The 13,836-nt window shown below is 50.2% G+C and carries 17 protein-coding genes; 7 read left to right on the forward strand and 10 right to left on the reverse strand.

The annotated features are described in order from the left end of the window. Positions 1-36 precede the first annotated feature (36 nt). The 4 genes from ON064_RS12765 to adh form a co-directional block, all read right to left on the reverse strand. On the reverse strand, positions 37-624 hold the full coding sequence (locus tag ON064_RS12765; RefSeq protein ID WP_274625063.1) for a Fic/DOC family protein: 588 nt from the start codon (positions 622-624) through the stop codon (positions 37-39). Next, the gene (locus tag ON064_RS12770) at positions 617-805 is read right to left on the reverse strand and encodes a hypothetical protein (protein WP_058382723.1); all 189 of its coding nucleotides are present in this window, start codon (positions 803-805) and stop codon (positions 617-619) included. The genes ON064_RS12765 and ON064_RS12770 overlap by 8 nt, the downstream gene beginning before the upstream one ends. Positions 806-986: 181 nt before the next feature. Beyond that, positions 987-1,346 (reverse strand): DUF779 domain-containing protein, encoded by a 360-nt coding sequence (locus ON064_RS12775; protein WP_121298748.1) that lies wholly within the window; start codon positions 1,344-1,346, stop codon positions 987-989. A gap of 19 nt (positions 1,347-1,365) precedes the next feature. Then, a complete protein-coding gene (gene adh / locus ON064_RS12780; RefSeq protein ID WP_274625064.1) occupies positions 1,366-2,886 on the reverse strand; it encodes an aldehyde dehydrogenase in 1,521 nt (506 codons plus the stop codon). Positions 2,887-3,096: 210 nt separating this feature from the next. Here adh and rluF point away from each other — a divergent pair, with 210 nt between their 5' ends. Beyond that, positions 3,097-3,804, forward strand: coding sequence for a 23S rRNA pseudouridine(2604) synthase RluF (gene rluF / locus ON064_RS12785; RefSeq protein WP_274625065.1), 708 nt, complete (start codon positions 3,097-3,099; stop codon positions 3,802-3,804). A gap of 11 nt (positions 3,805-3,815) precedes the next feature. Next, entirely contained in the window at positions 3,816-4,532 is a 717-nt protein-coding gene (locus ON064_RS12790; protein ID WP_274625066.1) for a DUF6904 family protein, read from the forward strand. A gap of 33 nt (positions 4,533-4,565) precedes the next feature. Here the strand turns inward: ON064_RS12790 and ON064_RS12795 are convergent, their stop codons facing one another. Both ON064_RS12795 and ON064_RS12800 read right to left on the reverse strand, forming a co-directional pair. Then, positions 4,566-4,865, reverse strand: a complete 300-nt coding sequence (locus ON064_RS12795; RefSeq protein ID WP_274625067.1) for an AraC family ligand binding domain-containing protein — start codon at positions 4,863-4,865, stop codon at positions 4,566-4,568. Positions 4,866-4,884: 19 nt separating this feature from the next. Then, a complete protein-coding gene (locus ON064_RS12800; protein WP_274625068.1) occupies positions 4,885-5,310 on the reverse strand; it encodes a CBS domain-containing protein in 426 nt (141 codons plus the stop codon). A gap of 192 nt (positions 5,311-5,502) precedes the next feature. Between ON064_RS12800 and ON064_RS12805 the strand changes: the two genes are divergently transcribed. Next, positions 5,503-6,273: a SurA N-terminal domain-containing protein gene (locus ON064_RS12805; RefSeq protein WP_274625069.1), complete on the forward strand. Its 771-nt coding sequence runs from the start codon at positions 5,503-5,505 to the stop codon at positions 6,271-6,273. Between the two features lie 84 nt (positions 6,274-6,357). On the opposite strand, the gene ON064_RS12810 is transcribed toward ON064_RS12805, so the two are convergent. From ON064_RS12810 to ON064_RS12825, 4 genes are all read right to left on the reverse strand, one after another. Next, positions 6,358-7,080, reverse strand: coding sequence for an amino acid ABC transporter ATP-binding protein (locus tag ON064_RS12810; protein ID WP_121298762.1), 723 nt, complete (start codon positions 7,078-7,080; stop codon positions 6,358-6,360). A gap of 12 nt (positions 7,081-7,092) precedes the next feature. Continuing rightward, positions 7,093-7,761 carry an amino acid ABC transporter permease gene (locus tag ON064_RS12815; RefSeq protein ID WP_121298764.1) on the reverse strand — a complete coding sequence of 223 codons (669 nt, stop codon included), beginning with the start codon at positions 7,759-7,761 and terminating at the stop codon, positions 7,093-7,095. A gap of 31 nt (positions 7,762-7,792) precedes the next feature. Continuing rightward, positions 7,793-8,632: a transporter substrate-binding domain-containing protein gene (locus ON064_RS12820; RefSeq protein WP_121298766.1), complete on the reverse strand. Its 840-nt coding sequence runs from the start codon at positions 8,630-8,632 to the stop codon at positions 7,793-7,795. A 73-nt stretch (positions 8,633-8,705) separates the two neighbouring features. Then, positions 8,706-9,545, reverse strand: a complete 840-nt coding sequence (locus ON064_RS12825) for a MurR/RpiR family transcriptional regulator (protein WP_274625070.1) — start codon at positions 9,543-9,545, stop codon at positions 8,706-8,708. A gap of 268 nt (positions 9,546-9,813) precedes the next feature. Between ON064_RS12825 and ON064_RS12830 the strand changes: the two genes are divergently transcribed. From ON064_RS12830 to ON064_RS12845, 4 genes are read left to right on the forward strand one after another with little or no spacing between them, the layout of a single operon-like run. Continuing rightward, entirely contained in the window at positions 9,814-10,566 is a 753-nt protein-coding gene (locus ON064_RS12830) for a carotenoid biosynthesis protein (protein ID WP_274625071.1), read from the forward strand. After that, complete coding sequence (locus ON064_RS12835) at positions 10,563-11,240, forward strand: lysophospholipid acyltransferase family protein (protein ID WP_274625072.1); 678 nt, start codon at positions 10,563-10,565, stop codon at positions 11,238-11,240. Before ON064_RS12830 ends, ON064_RS12835 begins: the two co-directional genes overlap by 4 nt. Beyond that, positions 11,237-12,340: a glycosyltransferase family 2 protein gene (locus tag ON064_RS12840; RefSeq protein WP_274625073.1), complete on the forward strand. Its 1,104-nt coding sequence runs from the start codon at positions 11,237-11,239 to the stop codon at positions 12,338-12,340. The genes ON064_RS12835 and ON064_RS12840 overlap by 4 nt, the downstream gene beginning before the upstream one ends. Continuing rightward, a complete protein-coding gene (locus ON064_RS12845; RefSeq protein WP_274625074.1) occupies positions 12,337-13,821 on the forward strand; it encodes a phytoene desaturase family protein in 1,485 nt (494 codons plus the stop codon). The genes ON064_RS12840 and ON064_RS12845 overlap by 4 nt, the downstream gene beginning before the upstream one ends. Positions 13,822-13,836 lie beyond the last annotated feature (15 nt).

A 13,836-nucleotide genomic window follows, 5' to 3' on the forward strand; every position in this document is an offset into this window, starting at 1 on the left:
CCTATTTTTCTGTCGAGATGCACCCAGTTGGCACATTCAACTGATAACTTCACTCAATAAAACTTCCAAACGTTCATTGTCTTTATTAAAAGAGTCCACAAATGCGTTAATGATATGGGCAGGTTCTTCAATCTTCGCCCAATCCAACAGGTAGCCGGCATTCAATGCCAGCTGGCGGGCGAATTCCCGTACTGCCCTGCCATTGCCTTCACGGAAAGGATGGAGCGCATTCAATTCGGCCAAATAATGGGCGAGTCGCTGAATAAAAACGTCTTTGCTCAACCCCTTCAGATAAGCCTCTTCAGCCAATTCATCGAAAAGTTGCTTCAGCTGGCTAGCCAAGTGTTTGGGATGAGCGAATGTCGAACTTCCTTTGGACGTCATTTCCTCGCGCAGCTTGCCGGCAAAGGGGTAGACGTCCTGCAGCAGGCAGTGGTGGATATCGAGAAACACCTTGAGATCTGTTGGGTCTTTCGGCTTTTTTAATTGCAGTTCCGACAAGCGGTAAAGCGCGTAGACCGTTTCCAATTCCTTCAGCTTGTCTTCGTCCCGGATATCGAATGCATTCACCAGCACATCGGTTCCTGGGTAGCAATACATCGACGTATGCTGGTATTTAGACATCGAAGCGTGCTTTGATGGCCTGGTGGAATTGAGCTTCCGTCCGTTCTCCGGTCAGGACAGAGCGGACAAAGTTCCGGTCTTCATGGGTCACATCAAACCCTTCCGTTACGAGAGAGTGTGCGGCGCAGGAAATCGCGTGATTTGCTTGTTCATGGGATACCCGGTTAGCTAAATTCGTCACATGGATGACCACCTTTCATTCTGCTATTATACCATTTTCGTGCTTGTTTTTCCACGATTCCCCCTCTTCAAGAATGCTTAAAATGCCTCTATGAACGCCTTTTTGCATCTTTGATTCCTTCAACTTTCCAGTGCTTACATAAAAAAATTCCCGGATGCCGAGCATCCGGGAATTCCTCTTATTATTGATTTTGCAGTTCTTCGTTTTCTTCTGCCGTGAAGACGCGTGAGCGGGTCAAGAATCGCTGTCCTTCTGCCCCTTCAAGCGAGAACATCCCGCCGCGCCCAGGCACGGCATCGATGATCAATTGCGTATGGCTCCAATAGTCAAACTGGCTCTTATGCATATAAAACTCGCTGTCGCCGATGACACCCATCAATACGTCCTGGTCGCCAACCATCAAATCACCTTTTGGATAGCACATCGGAGAACTGCCGTCGCAGCAGCCTCCCGATTGATGAAACATCAATGGCCCGTGCTTTTCCTTCAAGGTATTGATTAGCTCCAAGGCGGCGTCAGTGGCGATTACCCGTTCTGTCATGGCTAGCCCTTCTTTCTGATCAGAAGAATCCGAGCTTGTCTTCGCTGTAGCTGACGAGCATGTTCTTCGTGTTTTGGTAATGGCTGAGCATCATCAAATGGTTTTCACGCCCGAACCCGGACATCTTGTAGCCGCCGAACGCTGCATGTGCAGGATACTGGTGGTAACAGTTTGTCCATACACGGCCAGCTTGAATGCCGCGGCCGAAACGGTAAGCCGTATTCGTGTCGCGTGTCCAGATGCCTGCCCCAAGGCCGTAAAGCGTGTCGTTGGCGATTTCCATGGCTTCTTCTTTTGTCTTGAATGTAGCGACTGCGAGTACCGGTCCGAAAATCTCTTCCTGGAAAATACGCATTTTGTTGTCGCCTTTGAAGACGGTCGGCTGGATATAGAAGCCTTCTGAAAGATCGCCTTCCAAACGGTTGCGGTCTCCGCCTGCCAGCACTTCTGCACCTTCCTGCTTGCCGATTTCAAGATAGGATTGGATTTTCTCCAATTGCTCCGTGGAGGCCTGTGCTCCCATCATCGTCGCCGGATCCAGCGGATTGCCGGTCTTGATTTCTTCCACGCGCTTGATGGCACGTTTCATGAATTCCTCATAAATGTCTTCTTGAATCAATGCACGGGATGGGCATGTACATACTTCGCCTTGGTTCAATGCGAACATGACGAAGCCTTCCACCGCTTTATCAAGGAATGCATCGTCCTGGTCCATGACATCCTTGAAGAAGATGTTCGGTGATTTTCCGCCCAGTTCGAGCGTCACCGGAATCAGGTTTTGCGACGCGTATTGCATGATCATGCGGCCAGTCGTCGTCTCACCGGTAAAAGCTATTTTGCTGATACGCGGGCTCGATGCAAGCGGCTTGCCTGTTTCAATCCCGAATCCGTTGACGATATTCAGGACGCCTGGAGGCAGCAAATCGCCGACCAATTCAGCCCACACCAGGATGCTGACTGGTGTTTGTTCAGCCGGCTTCAAGACGACGCAGTTTCCTGCTGCGAGTGCTGGAGCGAGTTTCCATACCGCCATGAGAAGCGGGAAGTTCCAAGGAATGATCTGGCCGACCACGCCTAGTGGCTCATGGAAGTGATAAGCGACCGTATCGTTATCGATTTGGCTGATGCCGCCTTCCTGCGCGCGAATCGCACCGGCAAAATAACGGAAATGGTCGATTGCAAGCGGCATATCAGCGTTTAAAGTCTCGCGGACCGCTTTCCCGTTGTCCCACGTTTCAGCTACCGCCAGCATTTCCAAGTTCTCTTCCATGCGGTCGGCAATCTTCAAGAGGATGTTGCCGCGTTCAGTCGTGGATGTTTTCCCCCAGGCTTCTCTCGCAGCGTGCGCAGCGTCCAGCGCCGACTCAACGTCTTCTGCACTTGAACGCGCCACTTTCGTGAACACTTTGCCGTTTACTGGCGATAGGTTTTCAAAATACTGGCCGTTTTTCGGCGCCTGCCAGGCACCGTTTATATAATTATCGTATTGCTCTTTGAAATTCACTTTTGCACCATCTGTGTTTGGAACTGCATATACCATTACTCCATCTCCCCTTTGCTTGGTTTAGCCCCATTATGTATACGCTTTCAATTTTCGTTTGGCGCACCATTTATTTCAGGGCTCGCCTCTATATATTGTCAAATAAATCGGAAAATTGCAACTGTTAGCCTACAAATTTTTTTCTTATAAGGGCCATCTGGAGTATAATGGGACCAGACAGTGGAAATATACAACCGAAAGGATTTTTTTATGCGAATCAATAAATTCCTCAGTGAAACAGGCATCACTTCGCGGCGCGGGGCGGATAAATTCATCGAAGCCGGACGCGTCGAGATCAACGGCCAAAAAGCGGAGCTCGGCAGCAAAGTCGAACACCAAGACGAAGTTCGCGTCGACGGCAAAGTGATCCAGCAGCCGAAGCGCGCTTACGTTTACTTGGCGCTCAATAAACCGGTCGGCATCACCAGCACGACCGAACGCCATATCGAAGGCAATATTGTCGACTTCATCAACCATCCTGAACGCATCTTCCACGTAGGGAGGCTCGATAAAGATTCAGAAGGGCTCATCCTCATGACCAATGACGGTGATATCGTCAATGAAATCCTCCGGGCTGAGCACGAACATGAAAAAGAATACATCGTGACGGTCGATAAACCGGTCACCGATGAATTCTTGGAGAAGATGGAAAGCGGCGTCGAGATTCTCGACACCGTGACGCTTCCCGCCAAAGCCGAACGGATCGCCAAACATGTATTCAAATTGACCTTGCAACAAGGGCTCAACCGGCAGATCCGGCGCATGTGTTCAGCGCTCGGCTACGACGTGAAACGCCTGCAGCGCATCCGTATCATGAACATCCGCCTCGGCAATTTGAAGGCCGGTGAATGGCGCGACCTGACAGAAGAAGAGAAACAGGAATTGTTCCGCCAGCTTGATTATCAACCGAAACGCTAAGGAGGCATTTTATGCTAAGCATGAAAACGACGCCGAACCATACAGGCGTCAAGATCAGCGGAGATTATTTCGATTTGGATGAACTGAACCAAGCCATCTACAAAGTCATCGGCAAAGAAGGCGAATACCATGGCTATGAAGGATCGCGCATGCGGATACTAGGCGTCTCATACGAAATTCGCCACGCCGCACAAGGCGACCGCAATGTCGAATTCGTCTTCAATGGCTTGCATGAGCATACGAAAAAACAACACGGCTTCATCGCACCCGACAAGAATATTTATTTCTCGGTGGAAGTGCTATGGCCAGAGCTTTTGTATGCAGCTTATGCACTCCGTGATTTCGTCCGGCTATATGCGGACAAACGCGGCGACTTGCTGGCTGACACCTACGCGCCGGTGATTGCGAAATTCCAGGCACTCGTCCTCGAATGCCTGCAAGGCCACGTGCCGGGTGAAGAATACGCAGCAATCCTGGATGCATTCCGCAAATCGCCGTCGGTCAACGATTACGCCATCCAGTATGTGGACCTGTTGAACTTGAAATACATCGGCATGACCAAACAGCAACGCGAAAAAAGCCTTTCCGCCATCGCCATGAAACTCACGCTCCAGGATCCCGAGTATCAGGCGTTCCGCAAACAAGTCATCAACGCAGCGACTCCTGAAAAACGGCCGATCCACGAAATCGGAATCCAGGCAGAATACCCTGAACAAGTAGAATGGTAAAAAAACCTCTCGAGCCTAAACTCGAGAGGTTTTTTACGCTTTAATTTGAAAGACCAATAAATCGCTGTCCTCCGCTGCCAATAGCTGGTGCTTTTCCATCGGGGCGAGATGCAGGACGTTTTCCGGCGTCGCCTCAACCGTTTCGCCTTCCGATGTGAACTGCACACGCCCTTTCCGTACAACGATGACCACTTCTGCATCTGCATGATGCTCCGGGATGGCTTCACCTTTCCGCAATTGAATGTTCATGACTTTGGCATTGGCCATCTGCAGCACAGCGGCACTATTCTTTACTTTCTCATCCAATACATTCGGGGTTTCTTTCGTTTCCATTTCAAGCCTCCTGTTCTGCTCAACGGCGCGGCTTGGCCGGTTCTGAAACTTTTTCGAACGCTGTTTCCGCTTCACGCTGCGCTTTGCCTCTTACGGCGATATCACCGAGCGAGACGATGCCGATGACTTGTTCTTGCCGCACGATCGGCAATCGACGGATTTGGTGCCTCGCCATCAACGAAGCCGCCTCCTCAACCAGCATCTCTTCCGTTCCGGTGATCAAGGTTTCCGAGAAAATTTCTGAAATCGGCGCATCGGCTCCGAGCTCTTCGGCGATGCCTCGCAGGACAATGTCACGGTCCGTGACGATGCCGACGATTCTTCCTTCTTCACAAATCGGAATCGACCCGACATTAATTTCACGCATCTTGGCGGCAATGTCCTGGATTGTTACAGTTGGCGGGCAAGTCTCTACATCAATTGTCATTATTTCCGCTATTTTCATGCCGTCTCCTCCTCGAATTCTCTCTATTAATAGTCTTTATCCTCTTTTGAAGGTTGGAAACGTCATTAGTAAAAAGAATAGGTATTTCTGTCTTATTAATTTACACCGTCATGCTCACGAGGGGTCTCGCTTCCCATCGAATTCCGGGCTATGGTACACTACCGGACATTATGCGTTGGAAGGAGAATGACAATGATTAAAAAATGGTTTTTAGGCCTATCCCTTGGTACATCGCTCATTGTATTGTCAGCATGCGGCGGTGCCGATGAATCCGCAGAAAACGAAAACGCGCAACCTGAAACTGAAGAACAAGCCCCTAGCGGCGAGGAAAGTGCCGGGCAACCGGAAATGCCAGAGCCTGATTTGGAAGGCGTCCCTGACGTCGTGGCAGAAGTGAACGGCGAAGAAGTCAGCAAAGAGGAATTTGAAGCAGCCTATACAGGGCAGTTCCAACAAGCAGCCATGCAAGCACAAATGTCCGGCCAGGAAATCGACCAGGATCAATTGAAAAATCAATTGGCTGAAAGCCTAGTCGGCCAGAAATTGCTCATCCAGGAAGCTGAAAATCAAGAATTGACCGCTTCCGATGAAGAAGTGAATCAGACTTTGGAACAGTTGGCACAGCAAAATGGGTTGGAGTCGAAAGATGAGTTCCTAACGGCCTTGAATGAACAGGGCATGGCCGAAGATGAAGTCATGTCCCAAATTGAAACACAAGTGAAAGTGGACCAGCTGATCGCTGAATCCGCCGGAAATACCGACCCTAGCAACGAAGAATTAGAAGCAGCCTATGAGCAACTCAAAGCCCAGCAAGAACAAATGGGCAGCGAAGAAGAACTCCCTGCTTTTGAAGAACTGAAACCAGACCTTGAAGAACAAGTCAAAATGCAAAAAGAAAACGAAGCCACTCAAACGCTTGTAGCAGAGCTGCGTGAAAAAGCAGAGGTCACGATCAATCTTTAATATAAAAACCAGATCCGGATGAACCGGATCTGGTGTTTTTTGATTAGCTGTAAATAATACTTGGTTTACTGGACCGCGAAACGCTTATTCCACCAATTGAATGAATTGGCGCGTCCGTTCATGCTGCGGGTTTCCAAAGAAATTCTCCGGGTCCGCGGATTCGATAATGGTCCCTTGATCAATCATGATGATGCGATCCGCCACTTCTTTGGCGAATTTCATCTCATGGGTCACGACGACCATCGTCATGCCCTCTTCAGCGAGCTGCTTCATAACCTGCAGCACTTCACCGACAAGTTCCGGGTCAAGCGCTGAGGTCGGCTCATCGAAGAGCATCACTTTCGGCTCCATTGCAAGGGAACGGGCGATGGCGACGCGTTGCTTCTGTCCGCCTGATAATTTGCTCGGGTAAACATCCGCCTTGTCGCTCAAGCCGACTTTCTCCAATAGTTCAAGGCCGAGTTTTTTCGCTTTTTCCTTATTCATCTTCTTGACCGTAATAGGCGCTTCGATAACATTCTCAAGCACCGTCTTATGCGGGAAAAGATTGAAATGCTGGAAGACCATGCCGACTTCGGCACGGATCTTCGTCAAATTGTCTTTTTTCGGATCGACTTTTTTGCCATCGATCGTGATGGATCCTTCGTTGATCATCTCCAGGAAGTTAAAGCATCTGAGCAGCGTACTTTTGCCGGATCCGCTGACCCCGACCAGAACAACCACCTCTTGGGGCTGGACGTGGAGATCCACGCCCTTTAACACCTCGAGATCACCAAAGGATTTGTGTATATTCTCTCCAATAATCATAACTGCTCCTCCTTAGGTTTTGTCCACATCAAGCCGGTTTTCATACCAGCGCAATAAGTACGTGAAGATCATGACGAGCACCAGGTAATAAAGCGCTACGACAAGGAACGATTCAAATGGCTGGAATGATTGTGCCGCTTCTCGGTTGGCAAGGGAGAAAATCTCCGCAACGCCGATAATATAGACAAGCGACGAATCTTTCAACGTGATGATGAACTGGTTGCCGAGCGGTGGAATCGAACGGCGAAGCGCCTGTGGGAATACGATTCGCTGCATCGTCTGCTTGCGGTTCATCCCGAGAGACATACTCGCTTCGCGCTGCCCTGGGTCCACGCCTTGGATGGCTCCGCGGAAAATCTCCGCAATGTAGGCACCGTTATGGACGCCGAGTGCGATGGCGCCTGCCCAGAAATTCGACATCGTATAGATTTCCACGATACCGAAGTACAGGAACATGATCTGTACGATCAACGGTGTTCCGCGAATAACTGTAATGTAGATATTGGCGATCCACTGCAAAATCTTGGATCCAGAAATTTTCATTAAGGCAAATACCAGGCCGATGACTGTCCCTAAAATGACACCAATCGCCGTCAGCTGAAGCGTAACGACTGTAGCTTCAAGGAAGCCCGGATATGTCCGCATAAATACTTCAAAAACTGTCCCGAATAATTCAAACATAGTCGAATCTCCCTTCTATTCCCAGCTGTGTTTAATTGAGAATTTCGACGCCTTCAAGATCGACATCAAGGAGATCACGTCCGAACCATTTTTCCGAAATCTCTGCGTAAGTTCCATCTTCGATGATTGCCGCTAACGCTTCGTTGATTGCAGCGAGCAATTCCTCATCTTCAGGGCGTACAGCGACAGCTGCTTGCTCGATCCAAAGCGGGTCGCCGACCATTTCGATTTCAAGCCCTGCGTTTTGTGCTTCAAAGCCGACGACGTCAGCCGTGATAACGGCATCCAAGCGGCCTTCAACCGTCAAATCCTGCAAAGCGACAACGTCACTATTATAGTATTGGATATCATCTGTGTATTTTTGTGCTGCCGTATCATACGTACTTTGCCCGACGACGCCGATTGTCGCGCCTTCAAGGTCTTCTTCCGACTGGATTTCCGTATTGCCTTCGCGCACGAAGATAACCCCGCCTGAGTAATAGTATGGATCCGAGAAGGCGACTTGTTCTTCACGCTCTTCTGTAATGGCCATCGACCCCAAAATCGCATCGAAACGGTTGGTCGTCAATCCTTGGATGATCGTTTCCCAAGGCGTCGTGATCGGATTTGGTTCAAGTCCCATTTCCTCTGCGATGGCATTGCCGATTTCGATATCGAAGCCGGTCAAATCGCCGCCTTCCTCGTAGTTGAACGGCTTGTACAACCCACTTGAAGCAGTAGTGAACTTACCTTCTTCTACCAGGTTCAAATCGCTTCCTGCCGCTCCTTCGCTTGATCCTTCCGAGCCGGTGGTTGAGTCGTCCGATCCACAAGCTGCCAAAAGCATGCCTGCTGTTAAAATTACGCCTGCTGTTGTAAATTTTTTATTCATATTGCTCTCCCCTTTTCGTTTATGTTTGACCAAAACGCCGGAGCGATTCGGGACGTGCCTGCGATGGGTGATATTATATGAAGATGTCCTGGTCCGTGTAAGCCGCTTCGAGCTGCGCGAGCTTTTCCTTCACTTTTGCATGTTCCTTGACATAAACAAAGCGCATGACAGAAGTCAGTAAGGCATGGACCGCTGTGTAGGAATCGATGTTCAGATTCGCATTGACGGAAACGGTCAGAACGATATCAGCGTTCTTCGCAGCCGGTGAATCCTCACTATCGGTTAAGACGATGACTTCCGCACCTTTGCGTTTCGCTTGCTCCAAGGTGCCCATCAAGGTACGCGTATAGCGCGGAAACGCGAAAGCGATGACCGTATCGTTTGGCCCAAGCTCAGCCATCTGCCCATAGTAAACGGCAGTTCCAGGCTGCATCATCGCTGTATTTCCGAGCGCGCTGCCAAGCCACCCGCCAAACCATTCAGCTAAGCCGAAATCAAAGAAATTACCTGTGACATAACGCTGCCCAGATTTGCTGATGCGATCGACCACTTGCAATAAATTTTCTTCATTGATCGTTTGCTTGAGCTTCAGGATGCTGGTGATGTCTGCATCGAGCAGGTTTTCAAGAAACGACTGGTCCGTAGTAACAGGTCGTTCCTGTTGTGCATTGTCCAGCCGTTCCTCTGCCAGCTTACGTTGAAGCGTATGCTGAAACTCTGTATACCCTCTGTAGCCGAGCTTCTGTGTCCACCTGATGACGGTCGACTCGCTGACCTGCACCCGCCTTCCCACTTCCAATGCGGGAGAAAAAGCGATGAAAATCGGTTCGCGGAAAAAGAGGTCTGCAATCTTTTTTTGCCCGGAACTGAATTCTTTATAAGAAGCTGACACATTTCGCATTAAATCCTGCATATTCATTCCCCCATCGCAAGAACACGCTTAGTTGCTTGTCACTTAGTATATACTTTTGCAGGATTCCCTGCAATATTTTACTGAAAATTCTGCTAGCGTTTATGACATTTTCCTCATAAATATACCGCCATGCCAACTGTCACAGCAAAAAAACGCAATGCAAAAAAGTTTCGCCATTTCGCTAACAGAGCACCTCGCCCTTTTCTTTCGCCTTTTCCAGCTATTGTTGTACACTATTTGTATAACTAATTTAGATGAGGTGCTGCTCGTGAAATGGGAAGATCGGATTTTTAAGTTATTCATTTTTTGGTATATCTGCGGTGTTATCTTGCTGGGTTTTGATTTATTGCCATCTTGGCTGGAATGGGCCAACGCCTTCTTCTTGATCCTTGCGGGAACCCTCGGCTTCCTTTATTTATGGCGGCGATTCGGCCCTGCAATCGGCGGGTCGATCGGCGTACTCATTTTCTTTTCGACCTTCATCGTTGAATGGGCTGGCGCCGACAGCGGCTTCTTGTTCGGTTCTTACGATTATACCGACCGCTTCGCCCCGAATGTCTTCGGCGTCCCGGTCGCAATCGGTTTCGCTTGGCTCATGGTCATGGCGACGAGCCACGTCATCGCCCGCTGGATCGTACCAGGCGGCGGTTTTTTGTATGCAGCCACCGGAGGCATTGCAGCGGTCATCATTGACTTGATCATCGATCCGGTCGCCTATAAAGTGAAAGGCTATTGGTTATGGGAAGATACAGGTTTCTACTATGATATCCCGTGGACCAATTTCACCGGCTGGTTTATCGTAGCCTTCACTCTCCACCTCATACTCGATGCCGCCTTCAAAAAGCAAAGGCTTGAAGTGTCAGCCGGCCAGGCAGAGAAGCGGATGGCACTCTTGTATGTGCTGATGATCGCCTTGTTCGTGCTGCTCGGGTTGATCAACGGATTATGGCTCGCAGCCTTCCTGACCTCCGTCCTGACGGCAGCGATCGTCGCCCTGGCATGGAAGAGGCGGCCGCAATGATCCAGGCGAAAAAATCAGCGCTCTTTGAACGCGCATTCGCCCTGTATTTAATGCCATCGATCCATCGTTCTTTTTCCCATTTATACGGCCGGAACATCCGCCCGCCTAAAGGGCCGGCGCTGATCATTTCAAATCACAGCTCCTGGTGGGACGGATTATTGTTCTTCTTTTTAAACCGGCGCGTCTGGAACTTGGACGTCCATATCATGATGCACGAACACGGGCTGAAGGAATTTCCTTTTTTCCGACGGCTCGGCGCCTTTTCAATCGACCGCAGCAATCCGAAAGATATTTTGGCTTCGCTGCGCTATGCCGAGAATTTATTGAAACAAGGCAAAACAGTCATCCTGTTTCCGCAAGGCGATGAATATCATTTGGAGACGCGCCCGCTGGAATTTCATACAGGCGTCCTGTATTTGATGGAGAAATGTCCGGAGATTCCGCTCGTTCCGGTACGCTTTTATTATTCAATGCGCCGCGACAAACATCCCGAAGTGTGGATCGACCAAGGTGATAGCCTAACACTTGATGACATCCCCGCCGGCACAAGACACGACCGGACCTTATGGCTGCAGGAACGGGAAACCGCTGCGCTTGATCGATTAAAAAAAGAAGTGCTAAACGAAAATTACGGAGAATTCCAGGAGATGCTGAAAAGGAGGCGCAAATCATGATCACGGCTTTGATCGTCATCCATATCGCCTTTTTCTTGTGGATTGTCTTCAATCGCCTGTTCCTGCCGGCGCTGCCTAAACAGCCACTAATGAAAACAGAACCGCTCGTGTCCATTCTCGTGCCGATGCGCAACGAAGAGCGCAACGTGCCGACGATTGTCCGTTCATTAAAAGAAACCGACTGGGAAAAAGCCGAATTCATCCTTTTGAATGACCAGTCGACTGATGGCACCCAAGCGGCACTCGACCGGGAAATTGCGGGCGACAAGCGCTTCACTGTCCTGCAAGGCGTCGAACTGCCTGCCGGGTGGATCGGCAAAGTCCATGCCTGCCATCAATTGCAAAAACACGCTTCCGGCGATTACTTATTCTTCGTCGATGCCGATGTCCGCTTCCGCAAGCAGGCGGTGCGGCAGACACTCGGCTTGATGGAAAAACGGCGTGCTGCCCTGTTGTCCGGATTCCCTGCTTTTGAAGTGCCGGTGTTCTTGAGTAAATTACTCGTGCCTATGCTTCATTTCGTCATTCTATTCCACTTGCCGTTAGCGCTGGCGAATTACGCGAAATTCCCGGCAGCCACCGCAGCAAATGGCATGTGGATGGCATTTGAACGAAAAGCTTACGAGTCGATCGGCGGACACGAAGCCGTACGCACTTCACTCGTCGAGGATGTACATATTGCACGCACCTTGAAACAAGCTGGCCATAAAGTGCTACTTGCCAATATCACCGCTTCGGTCAAATGCCGGATGTATGAAACGCCAGCGGAAGTATGGGAAGGTTTCTTGAAGAATAGCTACACTGGCATCGGGCGTTCGCCATTGATCGCCATCCTTCTGACCTTGTTTTACAGCGTCTTTTACATCTTTCCTCTATTTCTAGCCGCAGCCGGCTTTGTGACGGCCAACTGGATCTGGCTCGTGCCATACGCGCTGACTGTTTTGCAGCGCTGGTATGTCGACATGGTAACCAATCAGCGCTGGTATTTGGCATTTCTCATTCCACTGCAAGCAGCAGCCATGCTTGCAGTCATGCTCACGGCCATGAAAAAATCGTTGAAAAATGAGTCCTATACATGGAAAGGCAGGCATTATTCATGAAACGACCACATATCGCCATCGTCGGGGGCGGGCTTGGCGGCTTGTCTGCTGCGATTACGCTCGCGAACGCTGGCTTGCGCGTCAGCCTATTCGAGAAAAATAGCCATTTCGGCGGCAAGCTGATGCCTGTTGCACTCGGCAGCTACCGTTTCGATTTTGGCCCAAACACAATTACTATGCCGCATATCTTTCGTGAGGTCATCGAACAGACCGGTCGCGACCCTGATGAGTATTTTCAACTTGAAAAACTCGCTGTCCATACGCGCAACCATTTTTCAGACGGCAGCCATATCGACTTTACGGCAGACCGCGGCGAAATGATCCGCCAGCTCGAAACGCTGGACCCTTTTGCCGCCGGTAAATACGATGCATTCTTGGCTGAAGTCGCCCGCTTGTATAAGTCATCCGAACAGTATTTCTTTCCGCTGAGCTTCCAGTCATTCCGCGATTATCTGTCCCCATCACTCGGGGTGGCCATGCTGAAGGTGCGCCCGCTTGAATCGATGGACCATTTTTTCAACCGCTATTTCAAGCACGAAGGCTTGCGCCAGGCAGTCGGGCGCTACGCTACTTATATCGGGTCATCACCTTATAAAGCCCCTGCCACGTTTGCGATGATCGCTCACCTTGAACTTTCTCAAGGCGTCTTTTACGCAAAAGGCGGAAACGTATCGATTGCACAGGGCTTTGCAGCGGTCGCAGCGGAATGCGGCGTGGAAATGCATCCCGAGACAGCAGTCACCCGCATTTTGACAGAACAAGGCGAAGCATGCGGCGTGGAGCTCGCGGATGGCGAACGGATTGCCGCCGATGCGGTCATCTTGAACGGAGATTTATTGTCGGCATTTCCTGAGTTGGTGGATGAAGCAGAGCGCCCGTCTTTCCGGGATGCAAAGCGCGACCGGTTCGAGCCGTCGATTTCTGCTTTTGTCATCACAGCAGGGCTTGATGTCCGCTTACCGGAACTGAAGCATCATAACGTCTTCTTTTCAGCCGATTATCCGCGCGAGTTCCGTGAGTTGTTTGCCGACAAGCAATACAGCGGCGAGCCGACCATCTACATCAGCAATTCCTCCCACTCAGACCCGTCCGTCTCGCCGGCCGGGGACAATTTGTTCATTCTCGTCAACGCCCCTGCCCTGACAGCGCAAGGCGATTTACAGATTGACCCGCAGCTATACAAAGAACGAATTTATGATTCATTGGAATATTATGGAATAAAAATACGCGACCACCTGCAAGAAGAACGGATCTTCACTCCTGAATTCATCCGCGATACGTTCGGTTCTCATCGCGGGGCTTTGTACGGGCCGTCATCCAATCACCCTAAAGACGCCTTTTTGCGTCCATCGAATGCAAGCCGCGACATCAAGGGGCTGTTCTTTGTCGGCGGAAGCGTCCACCCCGGTGGCGGCTCTCCGATGGTTACGTTGAGCGGCTTGAATGTGGCGCGGCGCTTGATCGAAAGTTATTCATCTTAAAATAACCAAAAAAGC

Origin of the sequence: Planococcus sp. A6, from assembly GCF_028823615.1 — a bacterium.
Lineage (GTDB): Bacteria > Bacillota > Bacilli > Bacillales_A > Planococcaceae > Planococcus.

Coding starts and splice junctions, on each gene's coding strand:
- rluF (WP_274625065.1), top strand. CDS start 3,097: ATGCGAATCAATAAATTCCTCAGTGAAACAGGCATCACTTCGCGGCGC.
- ON064_RS12805 (WP_274625069.1), top strand. CDS start 5,503: ATGATTAAAAAATGGTTTTTAGGCCTATCCCTTGGTACATCGCTCATT.
- ON064_RS12790 (WP_274625066.1), top strand. CDS start 3,816: ATGCTAAGCATGAAAACGACGCCGAACCATACAGGCGTCAAGATCAGC.
- ON064_RS12815 (WP_121298764.1), bottom strand. CDS start 7,761: ATGTTTGAATTATTCGGGACAGTTTTTGAAGTATTTATGCGGACATAT.
- ON064_RS12825 (WP_274625070.1), bottom strand. CDS start 9,545: ATGCAGGATTTAATGCGAAATGTGTCAGCTTCTTATAAAGAATTCAGT.
- ON064_RS12810 (WP_121298762.1), bottom strand. CDS start 7,080: ATGATTATTGGAGAGAATATACACAAATCCTTTGGTGATCTCGAGGTG.
- adh (WP_274625064.1), bottom strand. CDS start 2,886: ATGGTATATGCAGTTCCAAACACAGATGGTGCAAAAGTGAATTTCAAA.
- ON064_RS12840 (WP_274625073.1), top strand. CDS start 11,237: ATGATCACGGCTTTGATCGTCATCCATATCGCCTTTTTCTTGTGGATT.
- ON064_RS12800 (WP_274625068.1), bottom strand. CDS start 5,310: ATGAAAATAGCGGAAATAATGACAATTGATGTAGAGACTTGCCCGCCA.
- ON064_RS12795 (WP_274625067.1), bottom strand. CDS start 4,865: ATGGAAACGAAAGAAACCCCGAATGTATTGGATGAGAAAGTAAAGAAT.
- ON064_RS12845 (WP_274625074.1), top strand. CDS start 12,337: ATGAAACGACCACATATCGCCATCGTCGGGGGCGGGCTTGGCGGCTTG.
- ON064_RS12765 (WP_274625063.1), bottom strand. CDS start 624: ATGTCTAAATACCAGCATACGTCGATGTATTGCTACCCAGGAACCGAT.
- ON064_RS12835 (WP_274625072.1), top strand. CDS start 10,563: ATGATCCAGGCGAAAAAATCAGCGCTCTTTGAACGCGCATTCGCCCTG.
- ON064_RS12820 (WP_121298766.1), bottom strand. CDS start 8,632: ATGAATAAAAAATTTACAACAGCAGGCGTAATTTTAACAGCAGGCATG.
- ON064_RS12775 (WP_121298748.1), bottom strand. CDS start 1,346: ATGACAGAACGGGTAATCGCCACTGACGCCGCCTTGGAGCTAATCAAT.